The organism is Spirochaetota bacterium (assembly GCA_034190085.1).
Lineage (GTDB): Bacteria > Spirochaetota > UBA4802 > UBA4802 > JAFGDQ01 > JAXHTS01.
Genome location: JAXHTS010000078.1, coordinates 62,332 through 80,600, shown reverse-complemented (window position 1 = coordinate 80,600; position 18,269 = coordinate 62,332). Strand labels below are relative to the sequence as shown.

Here is an 18,269-nt window from a genome sequence, read left to right as displayed (position 1 = left end):
ATGAGTCAGGTAAATGCCATCCATCAGATTTTGATATTAAACCCATAACGATATCCTCCAGTAATATTATGTCTCTTAATGAAAGTATCGGCAAATATTACTCCCTACTGGAATAGACTCTAAGTAGATATTGTACTATAATCCTCTCTAAGAATTAGTATTTTTTCATAGCCTAATATCAGTATAACAAAAAGTATTAGACAATAAATCAGAGAGGACTCATTTAATGATTGCTGCAGATAAATATCCGACAACCTGATCTTTACCCCCTGCAGTATCCCCGGAATTTGCATACTTTAAAATATCAATTTTTGTCGCGCCCAAGGCTTTACATAATATTAATCCAATGAGAACAGGGCCCTGTCCACAGGCTTCTGCTCTTCCACTGTGCAATGTATTATACAGACTTACCTCATCAAGACTCCTTATATCTTCGATAAATATATTATCCATTCTGCAGGCCTCTTCATACATTTTATAGTGAGAGAGGTCAGTGGAAATTACAACTATAAATTTTCTCTTCTCATTGACGAGCACATCTGATATCTCCTCAGCAATAGCTCTGCAAAGATCAAGATCAGTTGTTCCAATAATAATTGGAACGAGTGTAAAATTCTGAAGAGTCCTCTGCAAAAAAGGAACCTGAACCTCTAATGAATGCTCAGAATTATGCGCCTCCTTGAAAAAATCGAAATGGGTTTGCTTTATAAGTTTTTCTCCGATTAAATTGTCAATACTTACCTCTCCAAAGGGAGTCTCATATACACCTGATGGAATAACAGAAGCCCCGTTAAACCTTCCCCTATGACACGGAGCAAGGACAATAGCGATCTGGATGTCAGAATTCATTAGATGTTTATATGAATAGGCAGCAATAGGGGCTGAATATACATATCCTGCATGAGGAGAGATCAGCCCAATAACTTTTCCATCAATGCTCTTTTTCTCAGCAAGATTCAGATACTCATCTATCTCATCACCCAGCGCTTTTGGATTAGAAGAATAAAAAGAACCGGCAACAACAGGTCTTCTATGCCACATAATTGCCTCCATATTTATAATTATTCAAATAGTACCCTATTTGCTTTATTCAACATAAATTGCATCAATCCTTTCTTTATGGTTATTATCTGCATACTATCTAAATTTCAAGAAAAAATCATCTATTCATAATGTTTTTCACAATTGAGGTTAGGGATTTAATTTAGAATTGATCTATAGGCAAATTGAATCATATCACTAAATCCAATTATTTTCATAAATTATTTGATGCTAAATTGATGTTTTTATGAAACATCCTAAATCATCTTAGAATTACTGAACTATTGAGCAGTTACTGTACTCTATACTAATAATAAAAATCCTTGCAAAGCTATTAACATTCTATTATGATAAATTTATAAAAATCTACAAATAAATCAATATACCATAATCATTCAAGATTATAAACTAACTATATTATAAATTAATTTACTAATTTTGAACGGGCAGATGTATTCCTTAAGGATATATCATCATACTGGAGGACTATGTGGCAGAGATATTGCTGATTGAGGATAGCAAATTAATTGCGTCTGCGATAAAAAAAAAGATAGAGTCAGAATTGCTATTAAGGGTTAAGTGGGGACAGAGTTACTCAGATGCTATTAAACTTGTTAAAGAAAATAATTCAAATTTTTTTATTAGTCTATTAGATCTATATCTTCCTGATGCTCCAAATGGAGAAATTGTTGATTTCGTATTATCAAAAGACATACCCTCTATCGTGTTTACTGGAGAGTTAAGTGATGATGTGCGAGAATATATCTGGTCCAAAAAGGTTATCGATTATGTTCTCAAGGAGGGCTCTCATAATCTTGACTATATAGTCTCTCTTATTAGACGTATTAGTCGAAATAAGTCAATTGACGTTCTTGTTGTTGATGATGATCGTCTTTTTAGAATACATCTTCTAAAATTATTAGAAGTGCATAAATATAATGTATTTGAGGCTTCTGATGGGAACGAGGCTCTTGGGATTATTAAAGATAATCCAGATATAAAAATGATTATCACTGACTATCATATGCCCAATATGGATGGATTTCAATTAATAAAAGAGGTTCGAGAGAAGTATTCTAAAGAAGAGCTAGCCATAATTGGGATTGCTGGCAAAGGTGACAATACCCTATCTGCACGTTTTATTAAAAACGGGGCCAATGATTTTATTGATAAACCTTTTGTAACAGAGGAATTCTATTGTAGAGTAACACAAAATATTGAAATGATTGAGCATATCAATGCGCTTAGAAATTCCTCAAACAAGGATTATTTAACGGATCTTTACAACCGCAGATACTTTTTTGAATTAGGCAACCAATTATTTACCAACTCAAAGAGAGAGCAGATAACGATTACTGTGGCAATGATTGATATAGATTATTTTAAGAAGATTAATGACACCTATGGACATGCCGCCGGGGATGAGGTATTAAAGCAATTATCACAAATACTAAAAAAATCATTTCGAGAATCTGATATTGTTTCACGCTTTGGCGGTGAAGAATTTTGCATATTAACAACCAATATGGATCACGAACATTCACCGAGGATCTTTAATGGACTTAGGAAAAAAATTGGAGAAACGTCTATCAATATTGGTTTTAAAAAGATACAAATTACAGTAAGCATTGGTATTTGTATCAAATTGATGGATTCGTTAGAGGACATGATCGAACAGGCCGATTCAATGCTCTATAAAGCGAAAGAGGGTGGCAGGAATAGGGTAATGCTTATTAAGTAATAGAACGAAAAAATCAAGTATTTCGAATAACACGCCAAATAAAATATAAAGGATAATAAAGGTAAGGCAAATCATACCGAAACATCTGCCTTACCTTTATATAATAATTAATCCCGCTTATTGAACTAGTGTATATTAGATCCTACTTTCTTTTATATAGACGATTTCAGTGATAACAATGATTATTCAACTATAAAATCACCAAAGGAAACACATTCGTGCCCATCATATTCAGCTCCGCTTGTTGAGTAGACGCTAATCATATCACCTGACTCTATTGATGCTGCTGTTCCAATTTCTGGGATCAATTGCGTGGCTCCACCTGGCACATTTGGGTAAGTGACTGGCGAAGGGAATCCACCATTTTCCGAATTAATAAACCATTTGATTTCATAGGTTGAGCCGTCATAAACAATTATTGTCTGCATATCCCCTATGGGAGACCAACTAATATACTTATTCACATCATTATAACTAACCGAAAGCATTGCCCAACAATATTGGAATTCTAAATCCAAATTCAATGTCTCACTAGGACAGTAAAAAAGATTTTTTTGTGCGGTATAGTACACATAGAATGTCTCATCGGTGAATAGCCACCAAGCCATAAGATTTAATTTTGTGGCATACACGCCTGACACGGAAAAATCTCCGTTTGAATCACTTGTTGTGAAATAGTAACAATTATCAAAGGGATTGCAAAAATCTATCAATAAATCCGGATTCAATGTTTCATCCAGTGCAAAGATAAAAGCTTCATCAGCGGGTGATCCATTTTTTGTAACCTGTCCACTGATCTCACACACTGAAATCTCGACCTCATTATCAGCATTCATACTGAGGTTACCAATATCCATGCAGCCATCGGGACAAGAACCCTGTTCCGTAGTTACATCAATCTCAGTGAATCGGTACATCTTTCCCTGGGATGTCGCAGAAATTAGAACACTCTGCGTCTCCTCATTGGTTCCATCATTATCAACATCCTCACCAGGTCCCTCGGAACGCATCACATCTACACAGAACTCTCCATTTATGTCAGTTGTCTGAGGAGATGAGCTTCCAGAATAAGTTACACCTTCCACATTTACAGTAGCACCTGCAACAGGATTACCGCTGGTATCAACAATTCGCCCTTTTATGCAGGCATGGGAATCTACCGGCCAATCCACATTCCAATATGAAAAATGTGATACATTTGATACTGCGAAGAGTTCACCCGTAAAGCTTTTATTGTTTATGATTGCGATCTGACCCTCATCAATCTTTGCACGGTCTCCATTTTCAAGCCAACCTTGCCCATCCCGAATCCATTCTCCGCTTGCTTCGTCAAAATAATACATAGGCACGTCAATTTGGCCATTCCCGGCAGTGAGATCCTGAATGACATCCCATGTATCCTTAGGAACCTTCATACGTATCTCTGCAGTTTCGCCATTTTTAAGCCTATTAATTCTTTTTCCCTTTGCATCATTCAACTCAAATGCAGTAAATACCCCTGAGATAAGCATATTGCCATCACGGTCAGAAAATGATCCAGGAAATCTGTCTGTGTCTGTAACCGGATTGAAAACCCTTGCATAACCGGATGATATATCTATTCCACTCACCTCAACTGTACCTGCATCATCTCTCCATCTATCCAAGTCATCCTTGGTTAATGGATCCATCTTAGTAAGAGATCCATCCAGAATAATTTCACCCAACGAATTAACTTCAACCGTCTTCAAGAGTTTTGCATAACCCTCCTTGTAAAAGGACAGTACAATTTTTTTTCCAATCATTGTTGGAGCCGCAACTCTATAGCTACCCTCGTTGTCTGCCAGCACTGTCGCGCTCTCATTGAAATCTATTACACCATTATTATTTAAATCCGTGCTGGCAGTGACTTGAGCCCCATCAGCAGGGATTAACTCAGGTTGAGACTGCGCTCCTCCAGGACTAAGATAAACATGTCCGGAAATCGTCAGTTGATCTGAAGGTATTACATATGACGGACTACCGTCATCATCATCGCAACCACATCCATGAATAAATCCAAAGGCTATACTAATAGCTATCGCTAAAAATATGTTTAATACTACGCTTCTTTTTACTCCTTGCCCATTTATAAATCCTAATATTTGAGACGAACTAAATCTATTCATGATCAAACCTCCTGTATAATCTCATTTAACATCTATACAAAATACTATTTTCTCTTAGGATATGTGAGCTACTGACTCAATTCTATGAAGAATTGTTACTCCATTTAAAATTATTATAGACAAGTGATGTAAATTTACTTAATAAATCAAACATAATTTTTAATAATTATTAAAAATGTTGATATTTTATAGCAGTAAATAAAATAGCGAGTGTAATCTACTAGGATAATGTATATCTAACAATATAGATGATAAGTACTATTCACACCCGAGTTAAGTTGAATTTTGCGCAGTTTAACGGAGCTAAATTTCAGCATCAACGACATGTTATATTGACTCTCTTTAATAATCGATACAGTTTTGCAGAAAATATCCATCTCAATAAGGGAAAAAGATATAAAAAATTATAGATATTGCTCCCAATATCCATATTCCTAGTGGCACTTCTCCTCCCTTACCGGATACAGTCTTAATTATTGGGTAAACAATAAAACTTGCTGTCATGCCTATACCAAGATTATATGTAAAACACATCATGAGAATTATAGTAAAGACTGGAATCACTTCCGATAAATCGTCAAATTTAACTCTAGATATGGGTGAAAGCATCAACATCCCAACTATGATTAAGGCAGGGCCATAAGCGCATGCAGGAATTATAGTAAAAAAGGGCGCAAAGAAGAGCGCCAAGAGAAATAATAATGCAGTTACGATAGAGGTTAAACCAGTCCTTCCGCCAGCTTCAATACCAGTCGCAGATTCTATGAAAGTGCCTGTAGTCGTTGTTCCCAATAAAGCCCCAACAACAGTTGCAAGGGAATCGCATAGCATCGGTTTCTCGATCTCAGGCAGATTTCCATTCTCATCCAACAAACCCGCTCTATAAGAGACACCAATCAATGTGCCCATGGTATCAACAAAATCCATAACAAAGACCGTTAGAATAACAGAAAAAAATCCCCAGGTCAAAGCGCCGATAATGTCAAGCTTGAATAGAGTAGGTTCGAGACTCGGTGGCATACTCAGCCATTTATCTGGCAATTCGGTTATGTTAAATAGAAAGGATAGGAAGGTAACAAGGATCATACCAAGGAGTATTGAACCATTTACCCGTTTTATTAATAGAAATCCTATAAATAAAAATGCAAATATTGATAAGAGTACGGCTGGATTATGAAAATTTCCAACATGAACTGGGGCTCCTGCCACCCCTAATCTTACAATACCTGTCTCATTTAAACCAATAAAGCTTAAAAATAAGCCAATCCCCACGGCAAATCCAATCTTTAAACCCTCTGGTATCGAATTAGCAAACCAATTTCGTATTTTTAAAATTGTTAAGAGTGTAAAAAGAATCCCACCAATAAAAATAGCGCCAATAGCAGTCTGCCAGCTATATCCTAAGACCTTTACGACAGTAAATGCTATAAATGCATTTTCACCCATATAGGGCGCAATTGCAAAGGGTCGTTTTGCATAAATTCCCATTAGTAGTGTTCCGAAGAAGGCGCTTAAAATCGTAGCAACCATTGAAGCCCCAAAGGGGATTCCAGCTGCTTCCAGAATCTTTGGATTAACGATTATAATATAGGCCATAGTAACAAATGTAGTAATTCCTGCAATTATCTCAGTTTTTACTGATGATCCCCTTTCAGTAATTTTAAAATACCTATCTAATAGCTTCATCCGACCTTTCCTAATGGTATCATTTCATTATTAAACATGCTGCTTAGCAGTAATGGGAAGCCCCTTCACCCTCTGTACTCGCCTGCATTGATATATCTAAAATACCAGAGATTCAAGGATTTAGAACCTTTCTTTAAGTTCCCTCTCTATAATCTCAATAACTCTATCTGAATCAGCCTCAAGCTCAATGGGTTTATTGGCATACCTGCTATTTATTCCATCAAGACTGGATTCGTGATAGGCTATCTTAAATTCAGAAAATTTTAATCCATGAGCAGTAGAGATAATGATTGTGCGATCATTCTTCGATATAAGTTGCTTCTCTAATAGCTTTATAAGTACTGCAAGGGCTACTCCTGTATGAGGACATGAGTATAATCCTGTTCTATCAGCCATAGCAGCGGCATTAGCGAGTTCTTCCTCACTGGCATGTTCTACTATTCCATTAAAATACTTTAGCGTGCTGATAGCCTTTTGTACAGATACAGGATTACCTATCTGTATTGCTGATGCAAGGGTCTTCTCAGGTACTATTGGATCAAAATCCTTAAAACCCTTTTTATATGAAAGATATAATGGATTTGCCTTCTCAGCTTGGGCTAGCACAATTCGTGGAATCCTCTGGATGAGTTTGAGCTTTCTCATCATCTTAAATCCATTCCCAAGGGCAGCCACATTCCCTAAATTGCCACCCGGAATAACTATAACATCTGGAACCTCCCAATCGAATTGTTGCACCATCTCAATTGAAACAGATTTTTGCCCCTCGATCCTAAGGGAATTCATTGAATTTGCAAGATAGATATTATAGCTTCTGGTAACATCCTGAACTATCTTCATACACCCATCAAAATCCGTATCAAGGGACAACACAATTGACCCATTTGCCATGGGTTGTACAAGTTGAGCGGTTGATATCTTATTACTTGGTAAAAATACAATCGAAGGGATACCAGCATAGGCGCAATAAGCTGAAAGGGCAGCAGAGGTATCCCCTGTGGAGGCACAGGCCACAGCGTCAATATTCTTGCCATGCTTAATCATCTGGTTAACAACGGACACAAGGACAGTCATACCCAAATCCTTGAATGAGCCGGTATGACTATTCCCGCACATCTTTACCCAGAGTTCATCCATCCCCAGCATCTCTCCCAATCTCTTTGCCCAGAAGAGATTGGTATTACCCTCAAACATTGAAACGATACTATCATTATCAATAGAAGGACATACCCATTCCTTTTTACCCCATACTCCACTGCCATAAGGCCACCATGTAGTGCCAATCCTGCTATCGAAAAGCGCCTTCCACTCCCTCGATGACCTGTCATTCAATTTTTCAAGATCATGTGCTACTTCAAGCAGGTTTCCGCATCTCTTACATTTATATACTATCTCCTCAAGAGAGTATTCTTCATCACATCCAGATATGCAACGGAAGACTGCGCTATAATTTCTATTGCTCATCAGAATCTCCAACACTGAATGAATCTTCTACCCTAATTAGGGTAACACTACCATCAATAAAATCAAAATCATTAATCTCCTTGACAGAGAGCATTATTCCTTCCTCAGGTGCTTTATGAGTCATAATCACTAAGGGGACATATCTCGTATCAATTGCCTTTTGTATTACTGAGGCAATAGATATATTATTTCTCGCTAAAACACCGGAGATCTTCGAGAGTATTCCCGGTCTATCCAGAGTGTTGAGTCTCATATAATACCTGGACACTCTTTTCTGAAAAGATAAATATTTAAGATCCTTGGAAATATTGATCGCCGCAGCGCTCCCTATCCCTCCCTGTGCAATCTGAATAATATCACTAACCACAGCAGAAGCTGTTGGCAGACCACCAGCACCCTTCCCATAAAGACTAACTGGACCTGTCATATCGCCAATAAACATAACAGCATTATATTCACTCCTAACAGAAGCAAGCGGGTGTTTAAAGGGTAACATTGTTGGATGAACCCTGATATCCACTTCATCGCCCGCCTCTAACCTGCTAAGACCAAGAAGCCTTATTACATAACCCATCTCTTTTGCATAAGCTATATCAATCTCTTTAATCTTGGTTATACCCTCAATAGATATCGAATTATAATCAATTCTCTTATTGTAAGCCAGCATCGATAATATAGCTATCTTATGACCAGAATCAAAACCCTCAATATCGAAAGTAGGATCAGCCTCCGCAAATCCCATCCGCTGAGCATCCTTCAGGGCTGCATCAAAGGGAAGCCCATCATCCTCCATCCTTGATAAGATATAATTGCATGTGCCATTTAATATTCCCATGATCCCCATTACCCTATTCGCAACAAGTCCATTCTTTAAAGAAATAATGCAGGGTATTCCGCCCCCCACCGAGGCCTCAAAACCAAGCTGACACCCACATTTCCCAGCAATATCAAATATTTCGTTTCCATCTTCTGCTAATAGCTTTTTATTTGCAGTAACAACATTCTTGTTATTTTTCAGTGATTCAAGAATTATGGACTTCGCAGGTTCAATGCCACCGATAAGTTCAACAACAGTATCAATCTCTTTGTTTGAGATTATATCTTTCCAGTCATCTGTTATCTGAATATCCTTTACATCCCTTCTGATCTCCTCCTTCCTAAGATCACAGATTGCCTTCAATCTAACATCAATCCCACTTCTCTTGCTTAGGAGATATCTGTTGCTTTCTAAGAGTTGATACACACCGCTGCCAATCGTACCAAATCCGATCAATCCAACATTAACTATCTTCATCGCCACCTAAACCTTTATATTGCTAGTTAGTTATGATTAACAAAACCTATAATGTCACTATATGAATGTCAAGCATACTTTACTATAGCTTCAATTTGGGATGTATCACAATAGATGACCTCAATCTTATAATTCACTGTATCCCAACATGCATAAGGAATAATAGTATTACTGTTGACAATTCATTAACTAATATTTAACCTCTATCCATCATGATCATCTCATGTAAATGAAACCTTATTCAATAAATCTATTTCTGGAAAATTATGTAATGAACAATTGTCCTATATGCGAAGAAAATGGAAATATCTCTTTTGTAAGAATGCACTATAATTATGAGATATTATTCTGCCCTGATTGTAATTTGCAGTTTTCGAATCCAATGAAAGACCCAGGCAAATCCTTTTACGAAAGTTCCTCCATTTATGAGAATCGGTCAAGATGTACCACCCTATCAATGCCTCTTAATGACTGGAGATATCAGACCTTTTTCAAACTATGCAATCCTGAGCCACATCAAACCCTATTGGATATTGGTTGTGGCGATGGCGAATTCTTATCCCTAATTCGTAGAAGTGGACTCAAAGTATTTGGAATTGAGATTGATGAAAGAGCAGTAAAAATAGCCAGGGATACATATAAGCTTGAGGACGTCGAGTGTGGCAAATGGGAAGATCTCTATGATACCGGATGGAGGGATTTGGATATAATAACCATCTATGACGTGCTTGAACATGTCTCATCCCCATTATCCCTGATACAGGCAATTTTCGAATTGCTCTCCCCTGGCGGGAAAATATGCCTTAGTGTTCCCAGATTTGATCGTTATCCGCGAATCTTTGATACTGTGACAGACTTCCCTCCTCATCATTTCACCCTCTGGTCACATAAATCACTAAATACTATTCTATCAAAGACCGGTTTTAAAGAAGTAAAAATAATCGAAAAACCCCTAACATCAACTGACTTTCTAATACATATCTTCTGGAGGGTAAAGAGAATCACTAAAAAATTAAGAAGCAATAGTATGGGAAATAAAAATACCTCATCTCAGGAAATGAAAAAACCTTCAACTCCCACAAAGACTGCCACAGCATTGAGGATGGTTAAACGAACAGTTGTTCTTCTATTATCTAACATAGATTGGATTTTCAGAATGTTCAACATTGGACGAGGTCATACATTACTAGCAGTGGCGATAAAGCCTGATCAAAGGCAGTATAATAAATAGTTAGATGCATATTGAAGTGCGATAACAGAAATTAAGCTATGAACCCCTTCCCTTTCTCAAGCTCTATAACCTTGACGATGGAAGTTATTAGACCAATGGCAAACCAAAAAAGCGCCAGATTCTCTTCATCCGTATAATAGCATTGAAACATAGAGGCTATCAAAAAACTACAATAGGAGCCGAACAAACCCCAAAAGAGATATTTTAGCCACCCTTCGTTTGTCAAAGACCTCACTTTAATAATCATATACCTAAGGATGCCGTAGAGCATATAGAGAAAAGCTATTAATCCAATTATTCCCTTTCTTGCCAGTTGATTAAGATAATCATTATGAGCGTGGGTTACAATCGTCGGGAAGTATAATTGAAAAATGTGATTTTCCTTCGGATTATCCTGAACAACCCTTTTAAACTCACCGCAATAATTACCACCACCAGCTCCAACAATGGGATTTTTCTGCCATACTTTAAATGCGTTACTCCAAATTTGTATTCGTATTTGTGAACTAACATTATTCAAATTTTTCAGAATATTTTTTGCTGGGCCGAAAAAAGAGAAAATCATTAGGGTTAATCCCACAAACAAGGTGAATACTATTAAAAACGCCTTTCTATGTATGAAAAATATTGGGAAAACCGCAAAGGGCAGAGCGATTATCGCGGATCTAGACCATGATAGAACCAAGGCAACCATAGAGATAACTGATGAAATTCTCACTAAGATGGCTGATATTCGATGATCTCCTTCACCCTTTTTTATAAAGGAGAGATAAACCAATGGAATTGTCAGCATCATCATATAACCACCATAGGTTAGATGATGCCCCAGAAATCCTACTAAATATCCCATGCTGAGATGAGAGTTATGATAACCTGTTCCATGCTTGAAGGTATTCAGAAAATTTATATCCGTTGCATATCCCACCATGCCAGCTAGGGATTGGAAGATGGCAACAAAGATCAACAAGCGAATAATTTTTACAATGTCATCTCTGGTTTTTATTAACGAAGAGATTAACACAAAGACAGATATCAACCAAAAATCCCTTAGATAAAGCAGATTGTCAAAAACTGATGAAGAAAAAAATGCCAGCGCTATTGATATAAATACAAAGGAGACTATGTATTTTTCAATCCCACTCTTATAATACTCAATATCATCCTCCCTCCTGGAAAGACCATATATCCATGCAATAAGTGAAACCAAAAGCGAGGCTTGTGAGATTGTAATCGATATTCCTGATGTGATTATGAACACAAGCAAGAAGAGATAGGAGACCCTGTATGGCATGGAGTGTTTGGTAGATTTAAACATCTCAATAAGCGCCCTCTCCTCTAATTACAACGAAAAAGGTTTTAACCAAAATTGTTACATCCATCCACAGAGACCAGTTTTTAATAAAAAACAGATCTAGCTGAATCCTTTTATTGTAGTCCACATTATTGCGGCCGCTTATTTGCCACAATCCAGTAATGCCTGGCTTTACCTTAATAAGTTCATAAAATGCATCATTGTATTTGTTGCGCTCCTTACTCACGATCGGCCTGGGGCCAACTAGATTCATTTCACCCTTCAATACATTTAAAAGTTGTGGCAATTCATCAAGCGATGTTTTTCGCAAAATTCTTCCAATACTTGTTATTCTGGGATCATCCTTGATCTTAAAGGACTCTTCAAATTCCTTTTTTAAATCATGATTAGAATTTAGAAGTTCATCTAGGTTTCTATCAGCATCCTTATACATAGTCCTGAATTTATAGATATAAAAATCCCTACCCTTATATCCGATCCTTTTTGCTTTATAAAGCATCGGGCCCCTAGAATCAATTAGTATCGCAATGCCAATGAAGATCAATAATGGAAAAACTAATATAAAAATAATTATACTAAATATTTTATTGAATACATACTGAATGAGCCTGTTATGAAATCTTAACAGATTATTATTAATGTTAAGAAGAAAATTTCTACCGCCATCCTCTATAGTTATATTATTTACAAAAAGAGAATGCATATCCGGCAACAATTTGATTTCATCAAAGAAGATATCCAACTTAATAAATACTTTATAGAAATCATCTTTATCAATCTTATATAGGATTGGTAGAACAATATTATATTCTTTAATAATACTCTGCAATCTTTCATTAGTAAGGTATTCGATCAAAGAAGTGTTTCCTATTAAATAGGGTGTAATTACATATGCCGGTCTGTAACCTATATACCAATTATCTCTTAGGTTCTGGCAATAAGGATCAACTCCTTCATTCTGATTTGAAATAATGAGAGCATCAGCCTGCCAAAGACCGAGTCTATATAACACAAATTTCAGGAAAGACTTCAATGCAGGAATACATATTATTGAGATTATACTAATAAAGATTATTATAAATCTGGAAACCTGTTCAGAAATCTTTAGTAATGCAAGGATGAAGAACACAAATACTGTTGCAATGGTGATCGCCTTTAATATCTCTCTTGCCTCATTCCAGATGGAGAATCGGATATTATATATTTTAAATATATATAAAAAGAATAAGTGTATTAAGAATAGATACCAATATTGATAAAAATAAACTATTGGCACATTGGGGATGGATAGTAGTCCCATATCGTATACTATCCCTCTTAGATTATAAGCAATGAAAAAAGATAATATAAGAATAGACAGATCCCCAGCTAATAATATCAATTTGCCTATTATGCTTTTTGTATATATCTTTGCTCTATGTCTGATCATTTTTCAATAAATCTATGATGAGATAGATTATCTAAATTAGAGTGATAAAACTCATCTATCGCTTTATCAACAAAATTTTTATAATTTTTAACAAAGCTCTCCCTATTGAATCTTAAAGCATTCCCTCTTATTTTTTTCGAGTCTAATTCATGTTCAATTCTCTCAAACTCATTAACAGCTTCAATAATCGCTTCAGCACTTTGATCATTAAAGAATAAACCCGTTTCATTATTTATAACTGTCTCGCATGCGCCTCCCCTAGCATATGCTATCACTGGAGTGCCTGAGGCTTGAGCCTCTACTGGCATAATCCCGAAATCCTCTAAGGCTGCGAAGATAAATGCTCTCGCATTCTGCATGTATCCCTTCAGCTTATATAATGGTTGATGTCCAATAATCTCGATATTCTTAGTGGCTATTCTTTTTATTTTATTATATTGTGGGCCATCGCCAATCACCACCAATTTTTTATCTTTCATCCGGCTAAAAGCCTCCACAATCAGATCAATCTTTTTATAGGAGACCAGCCTCGAAGCTGTTAGATAAAAATCATCTTTTTTTTCAGTTAATTCGAATGAATCTATATCCACGGGTGGATAAATTACCTCAGCATCCCTTCTATAAATACTCTTAATCCTGTTAGCGACATAATAGGAATCGGCAATGAAATAATCCACACGATTGGTAGATGCGATGTCCCATAAGCGAAGATAGTGTAAAAATGACTTTGCTATCATTGACTTTAATCCCTTTGTTAAATTCGAATCCCTAAGGTATTGATGATAGATATCCCATATATATCGCATAGGTGTATAGCAATAGCAGATATGAAGCTGATCAGATCTCTTTAATACACCCTTTGCAACTGCATGAGAGCTTGAAAGTATTATATCATAATCTGTTATATCAAAGTTTTCAATGGCCATGGGATATAGGGGCAGGTATGACCTGTATTTTTTTTTGGCAAATGGCAATCTCTGAATAAAGGATGTAAATATCTCTGCTTCAGAAATACCGGAATTCCCAACAGCATGTTTATCTGCAATAAGGGTATATATTGGAGATGGATAAAGCTTGTATATCTCCTCAAGGACGCTTTCAGAGCCGGCAAAATTAACGAGCCATTCATGTACTATCGCTGTCTTATATTTCATCAGCAAGTCCGATCAACAGATTCATATATTCACTGGCTGTCTTCTCCCATCCAAAGAGAGAGGATCTCTTTAATGATGCTTGAATATAATACTCCCTCAAAGAGCTGTCTCCTGCAAGTCTCTCTAAAGCAGAAGCCATATCATCAATATCATCAGGATTAACGTATAGAGCGGCTTCCCCGCAAACCTCAGGTATCGACGCCATCCTGGTAGTAATAACAGGAGACCCGGTTGCCATTGCCTCAAGGGGAGGAAGCCCGAAACCCTCATATTTAGATGGGAAAAAGAGCGCTATTGCATCATTATAGAAATGAGGGAGGTCCTCCTGCGGAACATAATCACAAAAGATAACCCTTTCAGCAAGATTCTTTTGCTGTACAACCCTCTGTATTTCTGGAAAGTATCTATCATCCCTTTTACCTGCAACGACAAAAAGAATATCCTCCTCTAAAGATGCCCGAGAGAAGGCTTGGATAGCAGAATTCAAATTCTTATATGGCCTCATATCACCAACATAGAAAAAATATCTGTCAAAACCATATTTCTTCTTTATAAAGCCCCCCTTGATTGGTTTGAATAGACCTTTGTTAAAACCCGCATAAATAACGGAATTGGGTATATTTTTAATCTTATAATATTCAAGCACATCCTTTCGTGTATTTTCTGAATCAAATACAAGATGCCTGGAGGTTTTCAATATCCAAGGGACAACGTAGAGATAGTAGTATGTCATTTTCGTCTGTATTTGTGGAAATTTTGCTGGAATAATATCATGTACAACAACGATCTTGTTCTTTACGCTAATTGGGGCTTCAGGTAATGTAGTAAATAAAAGTCCTCCTCTTCTCAGCTTATATTCAGAGGGTAATAGAGTTTGAGACCATAATATCCTCTTACGATGCCCACTTGGTCCATTATCAGGTGAGCAAGAATCAGAGATTAACTTCATATTCTCAAATCCGTTTAAAAAATTATGCACACAGAAAATGAAAAACCTTTCAGGATTGATGGCAACCAACCTCGAAACTAACTCCTGAGTAAAGATTCCCACTCCTGTAGATTTTTTACTGGCACATGTGGCATTTATTATTATCCTCTTTTTATTATCCATTCTGATAATCCTAAGCTTATAAGTAATACCATAATCTCTGTAGCAACAGTCGCAAAAGCAGCGCCCATGGATCTCATCTCAGGAATTAAACAATAATTCAAGCATATATTCAATAATGCACCAAATATGGCAACTATCAAAAAAAGGATGCCCTTATCTCTGGCAATCAATAACTGTGTAGAGAGATGAGCTGGGAACACAGCAAATATTGAAAAGGAAAGGATTTTTAGAACACCAATCGACTGGGAGAAATCTATATCATAAAGGTGTTTTATAATAATCTCACCCAAAAAGAAGAGCGCTAAGAATGTAAATATTGATAATATAAATAGAATAACTATACCCTTGTGGAAATAATTCTGTAAATCCACTTTATTTATGTAGGATATCTTTGGAAAGATAACGATCATAATAGCAGATGGTACAATAACACTACCCTCATATAATCGATATGAGAGGCTGTATATGCCTACATCACTCGCATCTGTCATTATTCCAAGCATCACAGAATCAATCCTAAAATATATCATCCACATAAGTGTGCTGAAGAAGAGAAACCCACCCTCCTTCAATATAGATATCCCCTCAATAATTCTTTTATCGTCTTTGTCGCTCTCAGTCTTGTACTCTTTTAAAAAAAATATTAATGCAGAGATGAATAATAAAAGGGAAGATATTGCAAAAGGGATTGCTCCAGTGTATCGATCATTTATTAATATTAACTTTGAGAATACAAGTATTAAAATAATAATGCTAGCTTTAAATAATGGCAGCAGTAAAGATTCATAAATAAACTTCTCCCTTCCCCTAAAGTACGCAAATATCAAGTTAGAAAAGGAGAAAAAGATGATATATGTAGAGATTATAGCAATGATCCCGAATTGCGCATCAAAGATAAGTGCAGAAATAAATAATACTATTATTCCTATAATAGTTGTCTTACCTCTTAACAGGAAAGCATTGTTTATTATTTGATATTTCCCTCGACTTACATATTTGGTAACAATTGGATCCAATCCGAATTCAATAAAGGGTTGTGAGAATATAAAACATAGTGAGAGAGAATAAGAGAAGACTCCATATTCTTCAACGCTAATTAAAGCAGGAAGGAGCAAATAGACCAGAAACATTAGAAGCTTCGAGGAAGATTGCCCGAGGAATACAATGAAATAGTTCAAATGCTCTTTTTTTTTAAAAATAAATTCACCTCGAATTCTTGAGTGTTAACTCATGAGATATTATTAATTCTATCACAAATTATTTGATAAGAAAAATTATCAATGGATATAATTCATAGTAGTGGATCAGCTGTTCTCCACTCTATCAATTTCTGGAATATAAAAAAGAAGAATCAAATAATATTCATACGAAAGTAATAGTCAACTAAATAGAGGATAAAACTTGTTATCAATTATCATTTCGCCTTGACAGATGTATAAATAAACAAATTAATTCATACTACTCCCAGTTACAAATATGCTTTTAATGTACAATTCAAAAACAGATTAAATTTTCCCTCTTTCGCAGATATAATACAAATATCTGAGCCAGAGCCATATTTATAGTATTATCTAAGACATTTTTATAGGAGGATGATCTTATCTGGATAACATTATCAATCCTATGCGCCTTCTTCTTATCGCTAACAGACCTCTTAACCAAAAAGTATTCTAAGAGTATTAGCACAATAGAGATCGCCTTTGGCAGAATATTTTTTGCAATCCCTATACTGTGGCTATTTGCCATCCTCGATGACATACCATCTATAGATACCAGATTATTCTGGGTATACACCGTATCCTTGCCCCTCGAGCTAACAGCTCTTATTCTATATATCAAGGCGCTGAGTATATCTCCTCTCTCTCTTACGGTTCCATTCCTATCCTTCACGCCCGCATTCCTCCTAATCACCTCACCAATTATTCTTGGTGAAAATATCTCCTTCAATGGCATAATTGGAGTGCTGCTTATTGTAATAGGAGCATATGCTCTCAATATTACATCTATAAAAAATGGATTAGCATACCCGCTCAAGATGATAATGAAAGAGAAGGGCTCATTAATGATGATAACCGTGGCCTTTATATATAGCATTACCTCAAGTATTAGCAAACTGGGTATAATCTATTCAAGTCCAACATTCTTTGCTGCAAGCTATTTTACTCTGTTAGCCCTTATACTCTCAATTATGCTATTTAGAAAGTATAATTTAAGGAAAATCCTTAAAAAGGAACTATTGCTAATTGGCATATTGTATAGCATTATGATAATTTTTCACATGATGGCTATTAAGATTATATTTGTAAGCTATATGATATCGATAAAGAGAACTAGCCTGTTATTCAGTATAATCTTTGGTGTATTGATCTTTCAGGAAAAGGGATTAAGAGAAAAAATAATAGGAGGAATACTTATGATATTAGGGATAATGGTTATCAGCTTCTGGGGTTAAGGATTATAAATATTCTTCAATAAAATTGATCTCTAATTAGAATAAACCAATTATCCCTTAAGAGATAGCATAAGCATCTGTGACAATATTATGATGTTGCAAAAATGATACTCTGATGCTTAAATCCAACATTGGAATGGAATATCATTGAATATTACTATACATAAAATATTTCATGTTCACTTCATTTCGGGGTTAATTATCTTT

The 18,269-nt window shown here is 35.9% G+C and carries 14 protein-coding genes; 3 read left to right on the top strand and 11 right to left on the bottom strand.

Annotated elements, in window-relative coordinates; all coding sequences use genetic code 11:
- Window positions 1-219: 219 nt before the first annotated feature.
- Complete coding sequence (amrB, locus tag SVZ03_16430) at window positions 220-1,041, bottom strand: AmmeMemoRadiSam system protein B (GenBank protein MDY6935792.1); 822 nt, start codon at window positions 1,039-1,041, stop codon at window positions 220-222.
- A 490-nt stretch (window positions 1,042-1,531) separates the two neighbouring features.
- Between amrB and SVZ03_16425 the strand changes: the two genes are divergently transcribed.
- Window positions 1,532-2,782, top strand: a complete 1,251-nt coding sequence (locus SVZ03_16425) for a diguanylate cyclase (GenBank protein MDY6935791.1) — start codon at window positions 1,532-1,534, stop codon at window positions 2,780-2,782.
- A gap of 182 nt (window positions 2,783-2,964) precedes the next feature.
- On the opposite strand, the gene SVZ03_16420 is transcribed toward SVZ03_16425, so the two are convergent.
- The 4 genes from SVZ03_16420 to SVZ03_16405 form a co-directional block, all read right to left on the bottom strand.
- Complete coding sequence (locus SVZ03_16420; GenBank protein ID MDY6935790.1) at window positions 2,965-4,929, bottom strand: carboxypeptidase-like regulatory domain-containing protein; 1,965 nt, start codon at window positions 4,927-4,929, stop codon at window positions 2,965-2,967.
- 378 nt (window positions 4,930-5,307) lie between these two features.
- The gene (locus SVZ03_16415) at window positions 5,308-6,615 is read right to left on the bottom strand and encodes an NCS2 family permease (GenBank protein ID MDY6935789.1); all 1,308 of its coding nucleotides are present in this window, start codon (window positions 6,613-6,615) and stop codon (window positions 5,308-5,310) included.
- 120 nt (window positions 6,616-6,735) lie between these two features.
- Window positions 6,736-8,079 (bottom strand): threonine synthase, encoded by a 1,344-nt coding sequence (gene thrC / locus SVZ03_16410; protein ID MDY6935788.1) that lies wholly within the window; start codon window positions 8,077-8,079, stop codon window positions 6,736-6,738.
- The gene (locus SVZ03_16405; GenBank protein ID MDY6935787.1) at window positions 8,069-9,373 is read right to left on the bottom strand and encodes a homoserine dehydrogenase; all 1,305 of its coding nucleotides are present in this window, start codon (window positions 9,371-9,373) and stop codon (window positions 8,069-8,071) included. The genes thrC and SVZ03_16405 overlap by 11 nt, the downstream gene beginning before the upstream one ends.
- Window positions 9,374-9,644: 271 nt before the next feature.
- On the opposite strand from SVZ03_16405, the gene SVZ03_16400 reads away from it, so the two are divergent.
- Window positions 9,645-10,604, top strand: a complete 960-nt coding sequence (locus SVZ03_16400) for a class I SAM-dependent methyltransferase (protein ID MDY6935786.1) — start codon at window positions 9,645-9,647, stop codon at window positions 10,602-10,604.
- A gap of 31 nt (window positions 10,605-10,635) precedes the next feature.
- On the opposite strand, the gene SVZ03_16395 is transcribed toward SVZ03_16400, so the two are convergent.
- The 6 genes from SVZ03_16395 to SVZ03_16370 form a co-directional block, all read right to left on the bottom strand.
- A complete protein-coding gene (locus SVZ03_16395; protein ID MDY6935785.1) occupies window positions 10,636-11,919 on the bottom strand; it encodes an O-antigen ligase family protein in 1,284 nt (427 codons plus the stop codon).
- Between the two features lies 1 nt (window position 11,920).
- Window positions 11,921-13,345 carry an undecaprenyl-phosphate galactose phosphotransferase WbaP gene (wbaP, locus tag SVZ03_16390; protein ID MDY6935784.1) on the bottom strand — a complete coding sequence of 475 codons (1,425 nt, stop codon included), beginning with the start codon at window positions 13,343-13,345 and terminating at the stop codon, window positions 11,921-11,923.
- The gene (locus SVZ03_16385) at window positions 13,342-14,499 is read right to left on the bottom strand and encodes a glycosyltransferase family 4 protein (GenBank protein MDY6935783.1); all 1,158 of its coding nucleotides are present in this window, start codon (window positions 14,497-14,499) and stop codon (window positions 13,342-13,344) included. Before SVZ03_16385 ends, wbaP begins: the two co-directional genes overlap by 4 nt.
- Window positions 14,489-15,610, bottom strand: a complete 1,122-nt coding sequence (locus SVZ03_16380; GenBank protein MDY6935782.1) for a glycosyltransferase family 1 protein — start codon at window positions 15,608-15,610, stop codon at window positions 14,489-14,491. Before SVZ03_16380 ends, SVZ03_16385 begins: the two co-directional genes overlap by 11 nt.
- Window positions 15,589-16,788, bottom strand: coding sequence for a flippase (locus tag SVZ03_16375; protein ID MDY6935781.1), 1,200 nt, complete (start codon window positions 16,786-16,788; stop codon window positions 15,589-15,591). The genes SVZ03_16380 and SVZ03_16375 overlap by 22 nt, the downstream gene beginning before the upstream one ends.
- Window positions 16,789-17,104: 316 nt before the next feature.
- The gene (locus SVZ03_16370; GenBank protein ID MDY6935780.1) at window positions 17,105-17,704 is read right to left on the bottom strand and encodes a hypothetical protein; all 600 of its coding nucleotides are present in this window, start codon (window positions 17,702-17,704) and stop codon (window positions 17,105-17,107) included.
- On the opposite strand from SVZ03_16370, the gene SVZ03_16365 reads away from it, so the two are divergent.
- Window positions 17,673-18,062: an EamA family transporter gene (locus tag SVZ03_16365; protein MDY6935779.1), complete on the top strand. Its 390-nt coding sequence runs from the start codon at window positions 17,673-17,675 to the stop codon at window positions 18,060-18,062. The genes SVZ03_16370 and SVZ03_16365 overlap by 32 nt on opposite strands.
- Window positions 18,063-18,269 lie beyond the last annotated feature (207 nt).